Below are 18,398 nucleotides of genomic sequence, written 5' to 3' on the forward strand. Positions count from 1 at the left end.
AGCCGGCGAGCCCGGTGAGGGCTGCCGCGCCGCCGGCGATGAGGAACGCCCGTCGCGAGTTCGATTCCTGCCGTCCGTCGGTGTTGTCCACCATTACGGCTCGAACAGGAGTGGTGTCGAGTATGAAGGCTGCTATGAGCCCAATACGGCGGCGTATACCCGTCCTGACCGGGGTATACCGATGTTGTTGTTACTTATACAATAACTCACCTCAGATAACTATATACCGCTATCGAGGCCGGGCGAGAAGACGAGCGGCTACTCGAACCGCTTCCGGACGCTCTCGGCGTGGGCCTCTAACCCCTCGGCCTCGGCGAGCGTCGTGATCGTCTCGGAGAGGTCGTCGAGGGCGTCGCGGTCGAGCCGCTGGACCGTCGACGACCGGAGGAAGGTGTCGACGGAGAGCCCGCCGTACCGCTTCGCGCCGCCGTTCGTCGGCAGCACGTGGTTCGTGCCGGTCGCGTAGTCGCCCGCGGCGACCGGCGAGTACGGGCCGAGGAAGACGGAGCCCGCGTTCGTGATCCGGTCTAAGAGCGCCTCGTCGTCGTCGGCGACGATCGAGAGGTGCTCGGCGGCGTACTCCTCGGCGAACAACACCGCCTCGGGCATCGAGCGCGCGTGGAGGACGCCGGAGGCCTGGTTGTCGAGGGCGGCGCGGATCGTCTCTTCGCGCTCGCGCTCGGCCGCCTGCTCGTCGACCGCGTCGGCGACGGCCGCGGCGAGGTCGGCGTCGGCGGTGACCGCGACCACGGAGGCGTTCGGGTCGTGTTCGGCCTGCGCGACCAGGTCGGCCGCCACGAGGTCCGGGTCCGCCGTCTCGTCGGCGAGGACGAGCACCTCGCTCGGGCCGGCGAGGAAGTCGATCCCCACGTCGCCCTGAACGATCGACTTGGCGGCGGTGACCCACTTGTTGCCCGGGCCGACCACCTTCTGGACCCGGGTCACGGTCTCGGTCCCGTACGCGAGCGCGGCGACGGCCTGCGCGCCGCCGACCTGATACACCGCGTCGGCGCCCGCCTCGTGGATCGCCGCGAGGGTGACGGGGTCGAGGTCCTCCGCGGGCGGGGTCGCGACCGCGACGTGGTCGACGCCGGCGACGACAGCGGGGATGATCCCCATCAGCGCGCTGGAGGGGTACGCGGCCGCGCCGCCGGGCACGTACACTCCGACGCGGTCGAGCGGCCGGAACCGGCGGCCGAGCTCCCGGCCGTCGAAGTCGTCGCGCCAGTCCTCGGGGCGCTGTCGCTCGTGGAACGCCCGCACGTTCGCGGCCGCGTCTCGAACCGCGTCGAACACCGGGTCGTCCGCCTCCGCCAGTTCCTCGTGTGCGCGCGCCGCGTCGTCGGTGATGTCGACGTTGCCGACGGCGACGCCGTCGAACTCCTCGGCGAACTCGCGGACCGCGACGTCCCCCTCCTCGCGGACCCGGTCGACGATGCCGCGCACGTCCTCGCGGACCGCGTCGACGCCCGCGTCGCGCTCGAAGAAGGCGCGTCGCTCGGCCGGCGAGAGGTCGGCGACGGTTCGTACGTCCATACGCGTCGTGGGAGGCGACGGGGCAAGGGCGTTCCGACTTGGCCGAACAGCGGCCGCGGACAGGCGGTTACTGCCGGCCGATACGGCGGTGACTCGCGTTGCCCGGCCCCGCCCTCACTCCAGCCGACGAATCCCCGTCACGTCGAGGACGGCGAGGACGAAGAGCGCGACGAGCAGCGCGGCCGCCGCGAAGAAGGGCGGTGCCGACACGGCGACGGCGACCTCGTAGGGGGCCACCAGCCGGGTGGTTCCGCGGAGGACGAACGAGACGAAAACGAGTCCGAAGGCGGCGATGACGAGGGCGACGAACCGGGAGCGATCCATGCGGACCGCCGCTCAGTCGGTCTGTGCGACGCCCTGGCCGTGGGGGCCGTGGTCGTGGCGCTCGCGGCTGCGGTCGAGGTCGGTACACATGTCGTAGAACACCGCCTCCGGGTCGCGGTTCCACTGCCACTTCCACCGGGTGCGGACGAGCAGCGACAGCTTCCGGGTGAGCGAGAGCTCCGGCGTGGCGGACACCGTGTCGTAGCCGCGGTTCCGGATGAGGCGGTGGTGGTCGACGTACAGCACCGCCGCGAGCAGCACCGCGAGCTGGCAGTCCTCGGGGAGGTATTTGATCCCCGCGACGCCCTCCTCGTAGAGCCGCTCGGTGCGGCTCATCTCCTCGCGGATCGCGGCCGCGACGCTCTGGTCGAACTCCAAGTCGAGGATCTGCTCTTCGCTCACGCCGTGTCGACGGAGCGTCTCCAGCGGGAGGTAGATCCGGTCGCGCTCGACGACGTCCTCGCGCACGTCGCGGAGGAAGTTCGTCATCTGGAACGCCTCACCGAGCTTCGTGGCGTGCGGGAGCGCCTTGGCCTCGGTCTCCGGATCGAGGTCCATGATAGCCGTCATCATCCGGCCGACGGCGGCCGCGGAGCCGTCCATGTACGCCTCCAAGTCCGCGTAGGTCTCGTAGCGGTCGGTGTCGATGTCGCTCTCCATCGCGTCGACGAAGGTGTGGACGTCCTCGTCGGGGATGCCGTTGCGTTCGCACACCTCGGCGAACGCCTCCAACACCGGGTCGTCGGTCGGCTCCTCGCCGAGCGCGGCCGCCCGGAGCCGGTCGAGTTCCGCCCGCTGCTCGGCCGGCGTTCCGGTGTCCTCGGCATCAACGACCTCGTCCGCGATACGGAAGAATCCGTACAGCACGTAGGTCGGATGACGGATCCGCTGGGGAAGCAGCCGGGTGGCGACGTGGAACGTCTTCCCGGTGCGGCGCTGGATCCGCTTGCTCCGGGCAACCTGGTTTTGCTCTACCATGCTGACCTCGGAGGGTCGGCAAGGAGGGTCACGTACGGGTCGCCCATCATGTGAGAAAAATCGGACTCCAAGAACATAACAGTTCGCACGACCACGTTTGGTTCCCCTTCGTGTCGCTTAATTCCGGCGACTCGCGCGGTGCGCGAAGCGATCGCCGAATCAGTAGAACGTGTCGCTACAGTCGTAAACGACGCCGTGCGCCGGGCAGACGTACTTACAGTGCCGGTGGTACATCGGCGTCTCACAGACCGGACAGGGGCGGCCGCCGTCGGCAGCGGTTCGGTCGCTCACGGCGGAGGGACGTGACACGAGGGCAAAACTCTGGCCCCGCGACGGCGGCCGGACCTAACCAGTCAGTCGGCGAGCGCGCCGCGGATCAGTTGTCAAGCGCGCCGCCGATCAGTTGTCGGCCAGTCGGTCGTAGACGGACCGAGCGACCGACTCCTCGCCGAACGGGAACGTCAGCACGCCGCCCCACTCGGAGTCGGTGAGCGCGTCGACCGTCTCGCGGTCGAGTTCGACGCGCCGGACCTCGGTCCCGTCGAGCGTCATCGACACCACGAACGCCGCCGGATCGTCGGTCGCGCCGGCGTCTTCGAGTCGGCTCCGGAAGGACTCGATGCCCGCGTCGGAGAGCGCGGCGTAGACGAGGTACTCGTCGTTCTCGGTGAACACGCCCTCGACGCGGTCGAGGTCGCTCGCGTCGAACAGGCGGCGATCGGTGTCGTCGTCCCCGGTCAGTCGCGCCACGAAGGGCGCGTCGGGGTCGACGGCGACCGATCCCGTCCCGGAACCGTCGGTCCCGCCACCGGCGCCGTCGGTCGACCCTGCGCCGCCGTCCGTCGGTCCCGGGCCGTCGCCGAGGAGGCCGGGGACCGACTCGCCGTCCGACACCGTCGTCGCGCCGGCGAAGCCGACGGCGCCGACGGCACAGGCCGCGCCGAGACCCCCGAGTATGCCCCGTCGAGAGATGTCCATACCCGGCGGTCGTGACGAGCGGCAAAAAGGGTTACACGCCGATTGACACGCGTGATAATCGCGGTCGAGGGACGGGATCTCGGGGACCGACAGTGGAGCGGCCGCGACTACGCCGAACCGAAGCCGACCGCGTCGCGGGTCGCCGTCTCGCCGAACAGCCAGTCCGCGTGGTCGACCGCGTACTCGCGGTGGTCCTCGGTGATGTAGCCGAGCGCGTCCTCGACGACGACGGGGCGGTAGTCGCGGAGCCCCGCGCTGCCCGCGGTGTGGAGGACGCAGACGTTCGCGAGCGTGCCGCAGATCAGCAGGTCGGAGATCCCGTGTGCGTCGAGATACCCCTCCAGATCGGTCTGATAGAAGGCGTCGTAGGTGTGCTTCTCGACGACGTGGTCGCCGTCGCGCACGTCGAGGTCGGCGACGAGTTCGGCGTCCCACGACCCCTCGACGACGTGTTCGCCCCAGCGGTCGAACTCGTCGTAGTAGTGAGCGTCCGCGAACTGCTCGGGCGGGTGAACGTCGCGGGTGTAGACGACCGACGCGCCGGCCTCGCGGGCGCGGTCGACGAGCGCCGTCACGGGCTCGACCGCCGCCTCGCTCGGCTCGGCGTAGAGGCTCCCGTCGGGGTGACAGAACCCGTTTTGCATGTCGACGACGATCACCGCGGTCTCGGTCGGGTCGAACGCCATGCCGCGAGTTGGAGCGCGCTCGGCAAAAACCGTCGCCCCGCCGCGGGCGGAGCGGCGGACCGACCGGAAAAATCCGCCGGCCGCGGCGGTGAAGGAACCGACAAACTACTTATCTGCGCGTCCGGTACGATTCCCATGCGACGGGTTCTCACCCCCTCGACCGCGGCCGCAGTCGTCGCCGCGGTCGCCGTCCTGTGTGTCGCGTTCACCGCCGGCGTCGCGGCCGCGCCGGACGCCGGGCCGCCGGGCGCGGAAGGAGGTACCCTCCCCTCCGCCTCCGCCGAGGAGTGCGGGCCCGGAGACGGCACCGAGCTGGTCGGGTGCTGGAACGGGACGCACTACGAGGACTCGCTGTCGTTCGAGCAGTCCGACGGGCTCAACGAGACGCAGCTGTCGGCGCTGACCGACCTCACGATGGCGCGGGTCGAACACGTCCGGCAGCGGCCGTTCAAGGAGGACGTGCCGGTCGAGACGGTCTCGCGGAGCGAGTACGCCAACGACACCGCGGGCGGGGGGAACGGCTCCGAGGCGTTCCGCCGCTGGAACGACCAGGTGTGGGAGGCGCTGTTCGTCGTCGGCGACGAGACGAACGCTAACGACGAGATCGACTCCGTGTTCGGCGGCGCGGTCTCCGGCTTCTACTCGCCGTCGAGAGACGAGATCGTCATCGTCGTCCCCGACGGCGAGTCGCCCGACATCGACCCCTCCACGCTCGCGCACGAGCTGCTCCACGCGATGCAAGACCAGTACCACGACCTCACGAGACCGCGGTACGTCGGCGTGACCCAAGACGGCGACCTCGCGGTCGACGGCATCGTCGAGGGCGAGGCGGTCCACGTCGAGGAGCGGTACGCCGCTCGCTGCGCGGACAACTGGACCTGCGTCGAGGCGCCCGCGAGCGGCGGGGGCGGGGGTGGCGGCGGGACGCCGGACTACAACTTCGGCATCCTCCAGACCGTCCTCCAGCCGTACGGCGACGGCGCGCTCTACGTCCGCGAACTCGTCGACGAGGGCGGGTGGGCCGCCGTCAACGAGACGATGAACGACCCGCCCGAGTCGACCGCGGAGGTCATCCACCGGGATCCGGACTACGAGGAGGGCAACGTCACGTTCGAGGACGCGGCGACCGGCGGCTGGGAGACGTATCCGAACCAGGGCGTCGACGGCGCGGAGACCGCGGGCGAGGCGTCGATGTTCGTGATGTTCTGGTACCAGAGCGCCGGCGTCCAGTTCGACAGCGGCTACGAGTATTCGATCCTCGAACCCGACCGGTCCGTCGGCGCGAACTTCAACGTCCACCTCCGGACCGACGCCGAACTCCGGACGCGGGCGACCTACAACTACGCGCACCCCGTGACGGACGGCTGGGCCGGCGACGAGCTGTACCCCTATCGGAACGGCGACCGCGACGGCTACGTCTGGGCGACGGAGTGGCAGACGCGAGAGGACGCGGCGGCGTTCCGGGACGCGTACGTCCGCATGCTGAGCGCCCACGGCGACGGTGGCTACGAGGACGGGACCGTGTACGTCATCGACGAAGAGAGCGACTTCCCCGGCGCGTACGGCGTCGAGCGAGACGGGACGAGCGTGACCGTGACCCATGCGCCCTCCCCCGAGGGCGTCCTCGAACTGCGGCCGGACGCCGACCTGACGCTGCCGGACGCGGACGACGGGACCGGGGGCGACGGCGGGAGTGAAGACGGAACTGACGGGTCCGACGGCGACGGGTCCGACGGCGGCGGAACTGACGGCGACGGAACCGACGGCGACGGGTCCGACGGCGAGAACGGGACCAACGACTCCGAGACCGACGGGACCGCCGGGAGCGCTCCCGGGTTCGGCGTCGGCGCGGCGCTCGTCGCCCTCGTCGCCGCGCTGGGGCTGTTCGCGCGGCGGGCGAGGTAGCCCGGCGCCCGTCGGGAGGCGGGTCGACCGGTACCGAACCGGTCGAGGCGACACGGGTGGCTTTTCGTTCCGGCGGTCGAAGGCGACCCATGAGCGAGTTCGACATCGTCGACGCGGCCGCGATCCGAGAGGGCCGCGCGACCGACGCGTACTTCGAGCGGACCGAGGCGGCGCTGGAGGCGGCGGGTCGAAACCCCCGCGTCGTCGCCGAGGTGACCGCCGACCAGTTCCCCGACGGTGAGTTCGAGCTGTTCGCCGGCCTCGGCGACGCCGTCGAACTGCTCGCCGGCCGCGACGTCGACGTGGACGCGGTCCCGGAGGGCCGCCTGTTCGACGGGGGCCCGGTGATGCGGATAGAGGGGCCGTACCTCTCGTTCGCGCGGCTGGAGACGTCGCTGCTCGGCTTCCTCTCGCACGCGTCCGGCATGGCGACCGCGGCGCTCGACTGTCGGGTCGCGGCCCCCGAGTCGCAGATCCTCTCGTTCGGCGCGCGCCACGTCCACCCGGCGATGACGGCGGCCGTCGAGCGGTCGGCGCTCGTGGCCGGCTTCGACGGCTTCTCGCACGTCGCCGCCGGGGAGCTGATCGGCCGCGAGGCGGCCGGCACGATGCCGCACGCGCTCGCCATCTGCTTCGGCCGCGGCGAACAGGAGGCCGCCTGGCGCGCCTTCGACGCCGGCGCGCCCGAGGACGTGCCGCGGATCGCGCTGTGTGACACCTACTCCGACGAGGTCGACGAGGTGCTCCGCGCGGTGGAGGCGCTCGGCGACGACCTCGACGGCGTCCGCCTCGACACGACCGGCTCGCGGCGCGGCGACTTCCGGCACATCGTCCGCGAGGTCGGGTGGGAGCTCGACGCGCGCGGCCACGAGGACGTCGACGTGTACGTCTCCGGCGGGCTCGGTCCGGCGGACCTCCGCGAGCTGCGCGACGTGGTCGACGGGTTCGGCGTCGGCGGCCACGTCTCGAACGCGGACCCCGTCGACTTCGCGCTCGACATCGTCACCGTCGACGGCGAACCGGCGGCCAAGCGAGGGAAGCTCTCTGGCGCGAAGTCGGTGTACCGCACCGCGGACGGCGCCCACGCGGTCGGTCTGGCTGACCGTCGGGCCCCCGACGACGCCGAGTCGCTCATGGAGCCGGTGATCCGCGACGGCGAGGTGGTCGCCGCGGACGCGTTCGACCTGTCGGCCGCGACGGAGCGAGCGCTCGCGGACGCGGAGGCCGTGGGATACGGCGAACACTGAGCGGCGAGAGTCCAGCAGCGGGACTGAGCAGTGAGAACTGTGCGGCGAGGATCGAACAGCGGGAATCGGACGGTCGGACTACAGCTCTTCGACCGCGCCGCCGTCGGCGCGCTCTCGGAAGACCTGGCCCTCGATGAGCGTCACCATGGTGTCCTCCTCCTGCCACGCGGTGGGCGAGAGCTTCGCCTTCCGGCAGGTGCGCGAGAGGAACTCCGCGCCGGACCAGCCGTTCTCGACGGGGACCGTCGGGTAGAGCCAGCCGTGCGCGTTGCCGCTGTCGACGGCGACGCCGTGGGTGCCGATTTCGAGGTCTTCGAGCGGGTCGTTGGTGAGGACGGTGTTCGAGACGACGAACACCGAGACGGTGATGTTGTCGAGCTCCTTCGGCTCCACCTCGGAGCCACAGGAGTCGCCGGAGGCCGCCTTGATGGCGGCCTCGACGATGGCGTGGCCCAGCTGATCGGAGGTCTCCCACGCGCCGGCGCACCCCCGGAGGCGGCCGCGTCCGCGGGTGGACTGGAGCCGGACGAAGGCGCCGGTGCGGGCGTAGAACGCCTCGCGCATGCTGCCCGGTTGTTCACGTTGTCCGTGTCGGACGAACGACTCGACCGCCTCCCGCGCGAGTTCGACCGCTCGTGCACCGTCGTCGTACGACAGCTGAACGGTCTGAGCCTCGGACATGAGAGACTATTACAGTGCTGACGACTTGAACGCTTCCCTTGTGGCACCGCTCTCGCGGCGTTCGCGGTGTCCCGCTGAGTACGCCCCCGACCGAACCGCTTATTCGCCGGTGGGCGCAAGGCCGAACCGGACAGAGGGAGCCCGACTCCCGTGCCTCTGGCATGAGGAAAGTCCCCCCACCGGCCGGACGGGCGACCGGGCACACGCCCGGAGTCGGAGACGGCTGGCTCTGGAACAGCAACGACACCCCCCGCCCCGACCGATGACGCGCGCGCGGTCGCCTCGGCGACCGACGGCGTTCGCGGGGTCACCCGCGGACGCGCGAACCGACCCGCAAGGGGAGGGAGTTAACCCGCAGAGGGCGCGTGGCTTCGCCGCGTTAGCGCGGCGTTACCGCGTTACAGACGGGCGGGAACGGATGGAACGGCGAATCCTCGCCGGTGCAAGTCCGCGCCACAAGGTAGTCCGGCCGCGGCGCGGACGCTCAGCCGAATGTCGGGACGAACCGAAGGGGGCTTACTCCCCTCAGTCCGCTCGAACCGGCGAGCGGCGCGACTATCTTGTGATCTCCATAAACCGAACTGCGGTGGCGCGTGCCTGCGAGCGGCCGCCATCGGCGGCCGCGAGGAGCACGCGCGAGGGACGCCGCGAGCGACCGGCGGGAGCGAGCGGCGAGGCTGGGGAGGTGTGAGGTCCTGTGCGGGGTGGGACTCGAAGGGGCAGCCGCGAGGGCGGCGTACGCTCGCTGCGCTCCTCGTCGCTCGTTTCACTCGCTCCTGTGGCGCTTACGTCGCCTGCCCCGCCCTCGCGGCTGGGGCTTCGGGAGGTGTTCATCACTGATCTGCCCTCAAGAATTTATAAGTGAGTAACTGGGGCCTCGACGGTCTTCATTACCGACCCGCTCTCAACGACGCAGAAACAGCCAGTTAAAAATCGCCATATGAATCCGTCTCAGGCCGTCTCCATCTCCTTTTCGAGGTCGCGGAGCTTCTCGATCCGGCGCTCCGTCGACGGGTGCGTCGAGGCGATGCGACCGACGAAGCCGGCCTTGATCGGGATGATGAAGAACGCGTTCATCTCCGCCTCCTCGCGGAGGTCCTCCTTGGGGACCTTGTCCATCCGGCCGTCGATCGTCATCAGCGCCGAGGCGAGCGCGCCGGGCTTCCCGGTGATGAGCGCCGCGCCGCGGTCCGCGGAGTACTCGCGGTAGCGCGAGAGCGCGCGGATGAGCAGGAACGAGATCACCCACACGACGATCGACACGAGGATCGCGACGATGACGGGCGCGCCCTGCCGGTTGTCGCCGCTGAAGAGCCACCCCCACCGCACGATGAAGAAGGCGATGGTGGAGAGGAACGAGGCGATGGTCATCACCATCACGTCGCGGTTCTTCACGTGCGCGAGCTCGTGGGCGAGCACGCCGTCGAGTTCGTCCTCGTCTAAGCTCTCGAGCAGGCCGGTCGTCACCGCGACGGTGGCGTTCTTCCGGTTCCGGCCGGTCGCGAACGCGTTCGGCACCTGCGTGTTGGCGACCGCGATCGCCGGCTTCGGGAGGTCCGCCTGCTGGCACAGCCGCTCGACCCGGCGGTGGAGGTCCGGGTACTCGTCGGCGGTCACTTCGCGGGCGCCCATGCTCCGCAGCGCCAGTTTGTCGCTGAAGAAGTACTGCGCGACCGAGAACCCGCCGAGCATGATCAGCGGGAAGAGGAAGTCGCCGAAGTACAGCGTCAGCGCTCCGACGAACACGACGTAGAGGGCGAACAGGAGGAACATCGTGAACGCCATCCGTCCACGGAGTCCCCAGTCTGTCTTCCAGTCCATGACTCAGGGTTACCGTTCAGCGCGTTAAAGCCTGCCGGAGGGCACGCCGTCCCGCGCTCACGGCCGGCGAGTGCGGTGCGTTTTTGCCCGGCGACGCCGACGCCGACGCATGGAAACGGTACTCGTCACCGGGGGACGCGGCGCCTCCGGGCGCTGGATCGTCGACCGGCTCGCCGGCGACTACGAGGTCGTCGTCGTCGACTACGACCATCCGGGCCTCGGCGTCGACCCCGCGCCGCACGTCTCGTTCCGCGCGGCGGACCTCGCCGAGCGCGACCAAGCCCTCGACGTCGTCACCGCCGTCGACCCCGACGCGGTCGTCCACTGGGCGGCGATCCCCGTCGCCGGAACCCACCCCGAAGGGCGGGTGTTCGAGACGAACGCGCTCGCCGCGAAACACGTCCTCGACGCCGCGGGCCGGGCCGACGCCCGGATCGTTCAGGCCTCTAGCGACGGGGCCTACGGCTTCTTCTTCGCCGACCCCACGCCCGTCCCGGACGAGCTACCGATCACCGAGGACCACCCGCTCCGGCCGGAGGACCCGTACGGCCTCTCGAAGGTAACCGCGGAGGCGGCGGCGGGCGCGGTCGCGCGCCGCCACGACGTGTCGGCGGTCTCGGTCCGGCCGTCGTGGATCCAGTACCCGGGCGAGTACGCCTGCCGCGACGAGGCGTACGTCGACGACCTCGACGCCGGCGCCGGCAACTTCTGGTCGTACGTCGACGCCCGCGACGTGGCCGACCTCGTCGCGGCCGCGCTCGCGGAGACGGCCGGGCCGGACCCGGCCGTGCCCGCGGGGGCCCACGAGGCGGTCAACTGCGTCGCGGCCGACAACGCGCTCGGCCGACCCCTGCTCGACCTCCTGCGCGAGTCGTACGGGCCGCTCCCGGACGACTGCGCGGTCGACGGGGGCGCGCTCGCCGAGGGAGACGACCGCGGCGCGTACGCCGTTACGAAGGCGAAGGAGCTGTTCGGGTGGGCGCCGACGCACTCGTGGCGCGACGCGGCCGAGGAGGACGTCGCCGAGCCGTCGCTCGTCGCGGAGTAGCCCGGGACCCGGCGGCGGACCGCTCAGATCGACAGGATCGCGTTGACGAGCGTCCGCGTCGCGATGGCGGTGACCGAGCCGAGCCACGTCAGGAGGACGAAGTGTATGTAGCCGTTCGCGGGGTTGCCGCCGTCGATCCGGCGGATCATCTGCGAGGAGAGCGCCGCGTTGAACAGGACGACGGTGAGGAGGAGGTACTCGATGAGCGGGATGTCGTAGGCGCCCGGGTAGACGATCTGCGCCATGTCCATCTGGTCGAGCCCGAAGTCCGCGGTCAGGTCGGCGAGGATGGCGACGACCTCCAGACCGATGAAGAAGGCGAACGTCGCCGCCGCGGTGATCCCGTAGAGCAGTCCGATGAACGTCATCGCCGCCTGCCGCCGCTGTTCGCGCAGCTGGTTGACGGCGTTCATGTTCTTCGAGATCAGCTCGCCGAGCATCTTCGGATCCCCGCCCATCCGTCGCCCGACGAGGTACATCTCGGAGAACTTCTGGATGAGGTACGACCGCGTGTCTCGCGTGAACGAACGCCACGCCCCCTCGGTGCTGATCCGCATGTTGAGCCGCCGGTAGAGCCGTTCGATGGACGCGGAGAGCTTGCCGAAGTTCTTGTCGCGGAGCGTCGTCAGCACGTCGGTGGTCGTCGACTGCTTCGCGCTCTCGGTCGCGCCCAGCGCGCGGACGAACGACGGGAACTCGCCGTCGCGGGCCGTGATCGCCTGCTCCTCGCTCCGGAGGGTGACGCCGGTGATGATGAGCGGCGAGATGGGGACCGCGAGGTACAGCGGGAGCCGCACGTCGTCGATGAAAAAGAGGAGCCCCGGCAGTCCGGGGCCGTACCCGAACATCCCGGCGGCCGTGATGCCGATGAGCAGGAACGAGAGCCCGCCGCCGGCGATGAGCGACCCCCACAGCTTCAGGTCGCCCGGCGCGCGCTCGTCCGGGTGGTACCAGATCGGGTCGTACGGCGAGGTCGCGCGGATCATCGCGTAGAAGCCGAGTTGGACGAACACGAACAGCACGATGACGGCCGCGACCGTCGCGGTCGGGTCGTTGCCGGTGAGGATCGGTAAGACGACGGCGAACACCAGCGCGAACGTCATCGAGAGGATCATGGACATGTACAGGTCCTTCATGACCTCCAGGTTCGAGAGCGCGGACTCGTAGCGGGTCTCGTACTGCGCCAGCATGACGTCCTGCTCGGAGACGAGGAACTCCTGAAGCGACTGCCCCGCGCCCATCGTGTAGCCGAGGCGGTCGAAGAAGTCGGCCATCGCGTCGGACGGGACCTCCTCGGCCCGACGGCGACAGGCGTCGTCGAGGCTCTGGTTCCACGTGTCGACGAGGTGGACGACGCGACCGATCTCCTCGGCGGCGACGCCGTACTCCTCCTGTTTCGCCAGCGTCCGGAACACCTCCATGCGGTCGATGTTCGTCGTCGACAACACCGTCATGTGCGTCATCACGAGGTGCAGCTGGTTGTCGATCTTCGTCTCCAGACTGGAGAGGTAGATCTTCGGGTAGATGACCGCCGCAAAGAGGATGAGCCCGCCGAACATCGGGATGGGGACGCGGGCGGCGAAGGGAAGCGGGAGCGCGACCAGCCCGACGACGCTCGCGAGGAACACGAGGAGAGCCGGGAGCAACACCAGCCCGACGTACTTCCGCTTGGATATGTCGAGCTGCTCGTACGACTCCATGACGTCGGAGGTCAGCCTGGCCGCGGTCGCGAGCCCGTCGCCCATCTGTTTCACGGCCATCGTCAGCGTCCCTCCGTCGCCGCGGTGGATGCGTCGCCGGGCATGGTCACATCGTGTTCCGGTGCATGTCGAAGGGGAGGCCCTCGACGCCGTCGCGCTGGAAGGAGTTGATCGCGTCGTTGACCTCGTGGTAGCCCAGAATCCCCTCCTGGATCATCCGTTCGATGAGCTCGGCGCGGAACTCCAGATCGTCGTAGATGTCGCGGGTGTCGGCGTAGCCGAGCAGGGTCGCGATCTGTTCTTCCAACACGTAGGAGTTGTTCATCCCTTGGAAGACGATCTCGTCTTCGACGGGGTCCCAGCTGAACACCTCGCGGGTGACGACCCCCTCCATCTCCTTGGAGTACCCCTCGATCTCCTGAACGCTCGTCACCCGACGCAGGACCTGATCGCCCTGTTTCACCCGGTTCTGGAACAGCGCCACGTCGGCGTTGTCCATGAACGTCTCGGGGACGTTGATCGGCTCGGAGGTGAACCGCTGGATCATCGAGACGATGTCCGAGGCGTGGAACGTCAGCATGACCGGGTGACCCGTCTGGGCCGCCTGGAACGCCATGCGCCCCTCGGCGCCGCGGACCTCGCCCACGATGATGTAGTCGGGGCGCGACCGCAGCGCCGCGGCGACCAGGTCGAACATGTCCACGTCGGAGGAGCCCTCGTCGCCGCCCTCGCGGGTCAACAGCTGCTGCCACGTGTTGTGCGGCGGGATGACCTCGGCGGTGTCCTCCGCGGTGTAGATCTTCGAGTCGTCAGGGATGTACGAGAGGATGGCGTTCAGCGTCGTGGTCTTCCCGGACGCCGTCTCTCCGACGACGAACACCGTCTGCTCGTTCTCTAAACAGAGCCAGAGGTACGCCGCGAGCTGCGGCGAGAGCGTCCCCCAGTTGGTGATCTGGTTGATCGACAGCGGCACCTCGTCGCCCTGCCGGATCGTGAGCGAGGAGCCCTTCAGGGAGACGTCGTCGGAGTAGATGATGTTGATACGAGAGCCGTCCGGCAGGGTGGAGTCGACGATGGGGTCCGAGTCGGAGAGCGGGTCGCCCATCCGCTCGCCCATGTTTCGCAGCCAGTTGTCGAACTCCTGTGGCGTCCCGAAGTCGACGGTCGTCTCCAGCATGCCGAAGGTGCCGTGGTCGACGTGACACTCCTTGGGGCCGATGACGTGAATGTCCTCGTTCGCCGGGTCGCGCATCACCGGTTCCAGCGGGCCGAGTCCGACGATGTCGCGGTTGAGCCGGTATCGGATGTTCTCGTAGGTCTCCTCGGTGACCGACAGCTTGCCGAAGTTCTTCAGCTTCGAGAGGCCGCGACGCCACCCGCTGGAGGTGTCGTCGACGTGGGTCACTTCCTCTAACAGCTCCTCGATGAGGTCGTCGTACTCGGCCTCGTTCTCCGGGGCGGTGTGCTGGCCGCTGGCGGTGAGCAGCCGGTTTTTCACCTCGTTGAGTATCTCCGCCTGCGGCCCGGTGACCTCCGGTTCGATGGCGTAGTACTTCGTGTCCTGCCCGAGGTCGCCGTAGATGTGGCTGTAGATGGGGCCGCCGACGGGGTAGATGACGTTCGGGCGGTTCGACTCGTACTCGTCTTTCGGCTCCTCGATGTACTGCGGGAACTCGCCCGTGATCTGTTTGAACTCGCGGAGGTGTTCCCGGAGGTGCGGCCGACGCATGGCTGCCTTCCGGAGCTCCTCCGACGGTTGGGCGGTGCCGTGTTCGGTCATGTCCTCGCCTGCGTCGCCGTGTGTGGTCGCAGTCCGCGCGTGCGGACCGACTGTGCGTTTCGGCGCATGGTTACGCGACGCTGCGGCTCTCTATCACGATACCGGTTCCGGAGCGGACCGAGAACCCGATCGTGTCGCCGACCTGTTCGCCCATGCCGGCGAACCGCTTCACGTTGATCTGTCGGCGGATGTCGTTGCCGACCTCGATCATCTCCAGCTGGAGGAACACGTCCGCGATAGACCGGAAGGGCCCGATCGCGTCGTCGTCGACCGCGGAGGGGTCGACGGTGAGCACCACCACCTTGCCCTGCGAGATGATCTCGCGGAAGAAGGAGATGATCTCGAGGGCGGCCTGTCGCTCCTCGTTTTTCCGGACCAAGGCCTCGAACGTGGGGTCGTTCCGGAAGATGGCGTCGAACGTGTCGAGGAACACCACGTCGGAGTTCCACATCGCCTCGGCGTTCATCAGCCGCTTGAGCAGCTCCTTGCGCTCGCCGTCGCCGTCGGAGAAGGCGCCGCCGGAGTCGAAGTCGGCGTGGAGGAAGAGCAGCTCCTCTTTGAGGAGCGGCTTCACCATGTCGTACTCAAGCGAGTGCATCTGGTCGATGAACCCGCGGACGGTGAGCTCGGTGGACATCATCGTCACCGACGCGCCCTCCTGAACGAGCCCGTAGGCGAACCGCTGGGAGATGGCGCTTTTCCCGGCCCCGTAGTCGCCCTCCATGAGGACGATGCTCCCGCGCGGGATGCCGCCACCGAGCTCCTTGTTGAGCCGGTCGCGCTCGCCGAGGCCGATCGAGAGGAGGTTGTCGTGGGGCATCTCAGTTACCCCCCTCCACCCGGAACTGGAAGAGTTCCTCGTCGCCGTTCACCGAGAGGAACACGCGGTGGTCGCCGTCGGCGAGCCCCCCGGACCCGTCGATCTGGTTGGTGTCGATCGTGAGCCGGAGCACGTCGCCGCGGCCCCACGCGTTCGCGTTGTCCGCGGAGACGAGCTCCCCGGAGATCGCGTCCGGACGGACGTACGCGCCGTCGAAGACCACGTCGAGGTCCGACCCGTCGGGCGCCAACCGATACGTCCCGGTGTTCTTTATGAGGAGCGTGACGTTCTGGTCGCCGCTCGCGTTGTACACCCCCGCGCTCGGGTCCGAGATGATCGTCACGTCGGTCCGCAGCTGTTCCGTCGCGTCGAGTCCGGCGTCGTCGACGGCGGCGCTCACCCGGTCGACGCCGGTGGTGATCGTGCCGACGACGCCGGCGGCGATCACCAGACTGGCGATGAACAGGATGAGGTGAGAGACGGGAACGCTGGCCATCTATCCGCTCACCTCCGTCACGGTCGCGGCGTCGCGGACGCCGGACTCGACCACGAGGACGACGCGCGTGCCGTCGCCGATCGTCGTGGTCGTGTTCCCCTGATCCACCCGCACCGTGAGCGTCTCGTCTCCGAGCCAGAGCGCGGTGTCGGCGTCACCGTCGACGATCGTATCAGCGTTCGCCCCGCCCACGTCGACGTACTCGTTGCCCACGACCAGCGTCGCGTCGTCGGCGACGAGCCCGAGGGAACCCTCGTTCGTGGCGTTGATCGTGAGGATTTCGGTCGACGTGTCGAACGTCGCGTTCGTCACCCTGAAGTCGGTGTTCTGGCGCTCGAGCGCGCGCTCGTTGACGCCCTGCTGGGCGTCGGAGACGCGGTCGAGCCCGTTGGCCGCCACGGGGTAAAACGTCGTGAACGCGAAGAACAGCCCCGCGACGATGATGGCCGTGGACGCGGAGACGCTAACGCCCATCTCCCCACCCTCCGTCGGCCGGATCGGCGCGGTCGGAACGGGGATTCGGGTCGTTCATCGGTCGGGTGGAACCGTTCCGGTCGCGTCGGTCGTCGCGGTGGCCGTCGCGATCGTGTCCCGCGTCGCCGCGGTCCGCCGCGTCGTCGTGGTCCGCGCCGTTGGTGCGTCGTTCGCTGGCGTCGGGCGCGTCTCGGCGGCCGGAGGCCCCGTGACCGTTCCGGTCCGAAGCCGGCCGGTCGCTGCGGCCGTTGCGCCGGGAGTCGGCCCGGTCGTGCCGGCGAGCGGGCTGGCGGCGGCCGCCGGTCGGCGGGCTGCCGCCGACGAGCGAGCCGCCGGCGAGATCGTCCCAGCGGTCCAGAAGCACGGTGTGGCTGTTGGTGCCGTTGAGCTGGGTCACGTACCGGAGGCTACGGGTGTGGTGCTCGCGGACGAGCCGGTCGGTGCCCGGCCGGTCGACGAGGTTGCGGTCGATGGTGCCGAACCCGGACAGGAAATCGCGGAGCCGCGCCGCGGCGTCGGGTCCGATCCACTCGATCCGCTCGTAGTAGTTGATGGCGCGCACCGCGTCGGTGACGTCGCTCTCGGAGACGAGGAACTCCAGCCACTCCATCACGAGGAGGTCGCCGACGTAGTCGCCGGGGAGCTCGGTGAGGTACGGCTTCCCGCGCCCGCGGCTTCCGGAGAGGTCGTCCTCGCCGACGTACTCGAAGCCGCCGGACGCCTCGGCGGGGTCGCCGCCGGGGCGCCGGTCCGGTTCGGGCTCCGGATCGGGGTCGGCCGGCTCGTCGAAGCCGTCGTCTTCGACGCCACCGCCGAGCGCGTCGTCCTCGAAGCCGTCGTCGGCTCCGAGACCGTCGTCGCCGAGCTCGTCGTCGAACGAGTCCGTTTCGTCGCCGGGGGCGTCGAACGAGTCGTCCCCGTCGTCGAACGGGTCGTCGTCCGCCGTCTCCTCGCCCTCCTCGGCCCAGTCGGCCTCCCCGGAGTCGTACTCTTCTTTCAGTTCGCTGAAGCTCTTTCCGTCTTCGTTCATATCGTCTCCGTCGTCCGCCGTTTCGGTCTCGGACGCGGCGTCGTCCGTGCTGTCGTCGTCCGGTTCGTCGAACTCGTCGTCGAGGTCGTCGAACTCGTCGTCGAGGTCGTCGAACTCGTCGTCATCGTCGAGGTCGTCGAACTCGTCGTCGCCCTCGTCGAGGTCGTCGAAGCCGCCGTCGTCCTCTTCGTCGAGGAGGTCGTCGTCGAAGAACCCGTCCGCGTCCGCGTTGGCGACGTCCTCGTCGAGGTCTTCCTCCTCTTCGCCCTCTTCGTCGTCGAAGATGCCGAACGAGCCCTCGCCGCCGCCGGCGACGTTGTCGAAGCCGCCGGAGTCGTCGACGAACGGATTGATGCCGCGGGTGACCATCTCGTAGATGTCGAGCAGGTTGCGGACGTCCTCCTCGATGTCGTCGACGGCGTTCGAGATCTCCTCGTTCTCGGAGCGGACCGTCGAGACGGTCGAGGAGAGCGACGCGACCTCGTTTTCCAGCTCGTCGAGCCGGTTCTCGAGCTCGTCGGTGGCCGCGCCGCCGCCGCCACCGCCGCCGCCGTCGTCGAACTCGTCGTCCCACTCGTCCATGCCGTCGAAGTCGTCGAAGCCGTCTCCGCCGTCGCCACCGCCACCGCCCATGCCGCCGCCACCGCCCATCCCTCCGCCGCCCATATCGCCGCCGAAGGGATCGTCGTTACCATCCATACCACCGGAACCGTCGTCGTCGGATCCGTCGTCGTCGAGGAACCTGTCGAGGACGCTCGCACCGACGAGCCCCAGCGTGGCGACTGCCCAGGCGGCGGTTGGAGCTCCCCACACCGGTAGTTCGAGGCCCATTATCGTCTACCACCCGCAGAACCCACTTCAATTCACCCCTCAAAATATCAACCGTGAGAAAGC

The 18,398-nt window shown here is 69.2% G+C and carries 17 protein-coding genes and 1 other RNA gene; 4 read left to right on the forward strand and 14 right to left on the reverse strand.

Annotated features, from left to right (window positions below):
- Positions 1–258: 258 nt before the first annotated feature.
- From hisD to ABDZ89_RS01305, 6 genes are all read right to left on the reverse strand, one after another.
- Positions 259–1,536, reverse strand: coding sequence for a histidinol dehydrogenase (gene hisD / locus ABDZ89_RS01280; RefSeq protein WP_343775878.1), 1,278 nt, complete (start codon positions 1,534–1,536; stop codon positions 259–261).
- A 114-nt stretch (positions 1,537–1,650) separates the two neighbouring features.
- Positions 1,651–1,860 carry a hypothetical protein gene (locus ABDZ89_RS01285; RefSeq protein WP_343775881.1) on the reverse strand — a complete coding sequence of 70 codons (210 nt, stop codon included), beginning with the start codon at positions 1,858–1,860 and terminating at the stop codon, positions 1,651–1,653.
- Positions 1,861–1,872: 12 nt separating this feature from the next.
- Entirely contained in the window at positions 1,873–2,838 is a 966-nt protein-coding gene (locus tag ABDZ89_RS01290) for a phytoene/squalene synthase family protein (RefSeq protein WP_343775884.1), read from the reverse strand.
- A 159-nt stretch (positions 2,839–2,997) separates the two neighbouring features.
- Positions 2,998–3,129: an HVO_2523 family zinc finger protein gene (locus ABDZ89_RS01295; RefSeq protein WP_343775886.1), complete on the reverse strand. Its 132-nt coding sequence runs from the start codon at positions 3,127–3,129 to the stop codon at positions 2,998–3,000.
- A 108-nt stretch (positions 3,130–3,237) separates the two neighbouring features.
- Positions 3,238–3,816 (reverse strand): hypothetical protein, encoded by a 579-nt coding sequence (locus ABDZ89_RS01300; protein WP_343775888.1) that lies wholly within the window; start codon positions 3,814–3,816, stop codon positions 3,238–3,240.
- Positions 3,817–3,923: 107 nt separating this feature from the next.
- A complete protein-coding gene (locus tag ABDZ89_RS01305) occupies positions 3,924–4,502 on the reverse strand; it encodes a cysteine hydrolase family protein (protein ID WP_343775890.1) in 579 nt (192 codons plus the stop codon).
- A 135-nt stretch (positions 4,503–4,637) separates the two neighbouring features.
- On the opposite strand from ABDZ89_RS01305, the gene ABDZ89_RS01310 reads away from it, so the two are divergent.
- Positions 4,638–6,407, forward strand: coding sequence for an Hvo_1808 family surface protein (locus ABDZ89_RS01310; RefSeq protein WP_343775892.1), 1,770 nt, complete (start codon positions 4,638–4,640; stop codon positions 6,405–6,407).
- 89 nt (positions 6,408–6,496) lie between these two features.
- The gene (locus ABDZ89_RS01315; RefSeq protein ID WP_343775894.1) at positions 6,497–7,654 is read left to right on the forward strand and encodes a nicotinate phosphoribosyltransferase; all 1,158 of its coding nucleotides are present in this window, start codon (positions 6,497–6,499) and stop codon (positions 7,652–7,654) included.
- Between the two features lie 78 nt (positions 7,655–7,732).
- On the opposite strand, the gene ABDZ89_RS01320 is transcribed toward ABDZ89_RS01315, so the two are convergent.
- Positions 7,733–8,335: a TIGR00296 family protein gene (locus tag ABDZ89_RS01320; RefSeq protein ID WP_343775896.1), complete on the reverse strand. Its 603-nt coding sequence runs from the start codon at positions 8,333–8,335 to the stop codon at positions 7,733–7,735.
- A 129-nt stretch (positions 8,336–8,464) separates the two neighbouring features.
- Here ABDZ89_RS01320 and rnpB point away from each other — a divergent pair.
- Positions 8,465–8,866, forward strand: an RNA gene (gene rnpB, locus ABDZ89_RS01325) — RNase P RNA component.
- 420 nt (positions 8,867–9,286) lie between these two features.
- Here rnpB and htpX read toward each other — a convergent pair.
- On the reverse strand, positions 9,287–10,156 hold the full coding sequence (htpX, locus tag ABDZ89_RS01330; RefSeq protein ID WP_343775900.1) for a zinc metalloprotease HtpX: 870 nt from the start codon (positions 10,154–10,156) through the stop codon (positions 9,287–9,289).
- Between the two features lie 109 nt (positions 10,157–10,265).
- Here htpX and ABDZ89_RS01335 point away from each other — a divergent pair, with 109 nt between their 5' ends.
- Positions 10,266–11,204, forward strand: a complete 939-nt coding sequence (locus tag ABDZ89_RS01335; protein ID WP_343775903.1) for an NAD-dependent epimerase/dehydratase family protein — start codon at positions 10,266–10,268, stop codon at positions 11,202–11,204.
- A 23-nt stretch (positions 11,205–11,227) separates the two neighbouring features.
- On the opposite strand, the gene flaJ is transcribed toward ABDZ89_RS01335, so the two are convergent.
- The 6 genes from flaJ to ABDZ89_RS01365 form a co-directional block, all read right to left on the reverse strand.
- Positions 11,228–12,964, reverse strand: a complete 1,737-nt coding sequence (flaJ, locus tag ABDZ89_RS01340) for an archaellar assembly protein FlaJ (RefSeq protein WP_343775905.1) — start codon at positions 12,962–12,964, stop codon at positions 11,228–11,230.
- A gap of 46 nt (positions 12,965–13,010) precedes the next feature.
- Positions 13,011–14,684, reverse strand: coding sequence for a type II/IV secretion system ATPase subunit (locus ABDZ89_RS01345; protein ID WP_343775908.1), 1,674 nt, complete (start codon positions 14,682–14,684; stop codon positions 13,011–13,013).
- Between the two features lie 70 nt (positions 14,685–14,754).
- Positions 14,755–15,504 carry an archaellum protein ArlH gene (gene arlH / locus ABDZ89_RS01350; protein ID WP_343775911.1) on the reverse strand — a complete coding sequence of 250 codons (750 nt, stop codon included), beginning with the start codon at positions 15,502–15,504 and terminating at the stop codon, positions 14,755–14,757.
- 1 nt (position 15,505) lies between these two features.
- A complete protein-coding gene (gene arlG / locus ABDZ89_RS01355) occupies positions 15,506–16,000 on the reverse strand; it encodes an archaellum stator protein ArlG (protein ID WP_343775913.1) in 495 nt (164 codons plus the stop codon).
- Positions 16,001–16,474, reverse strand: coding sequence for an archaellum stator protein ArlF (gene arlF / locus ABDZ89_RS01360; protein ID WP_343775915.1), 474 nt, complete (start codon positions 16,472–16,474; stop codon positions 16,001–16,003). It abuts the gene before it with no gap.
- Positions 16,464–18,335 (reverse strand): FlaD/FlaE family flagellar protein, encoded by a 1,872-nt coding sequence (locus tag ABDZ89_RS01365; RefSeq protein WP_343775917.1) that lies wholly within the window; start codon positions 18,333–18,335, stop codon positions 16,464–16,466. The genes arlF and ABDZ89_RS01365 overlap by 11 nt, the downstream gene beginning before the upstream one ends.
- Between the last annotated feature and the right edge of the window lie 63 nt (positions 18,336–18,398).

Source organism: Halorubrum ejinorense (assembly GCF_039522565.1).
In the GTDB taxonomy this organism is placed as follows: Archaea; Halobacteriota; Halobacteria; order Halobacteriales; family Haloferacaceae; genus Halorubrum; species Halorubrum ejinorense.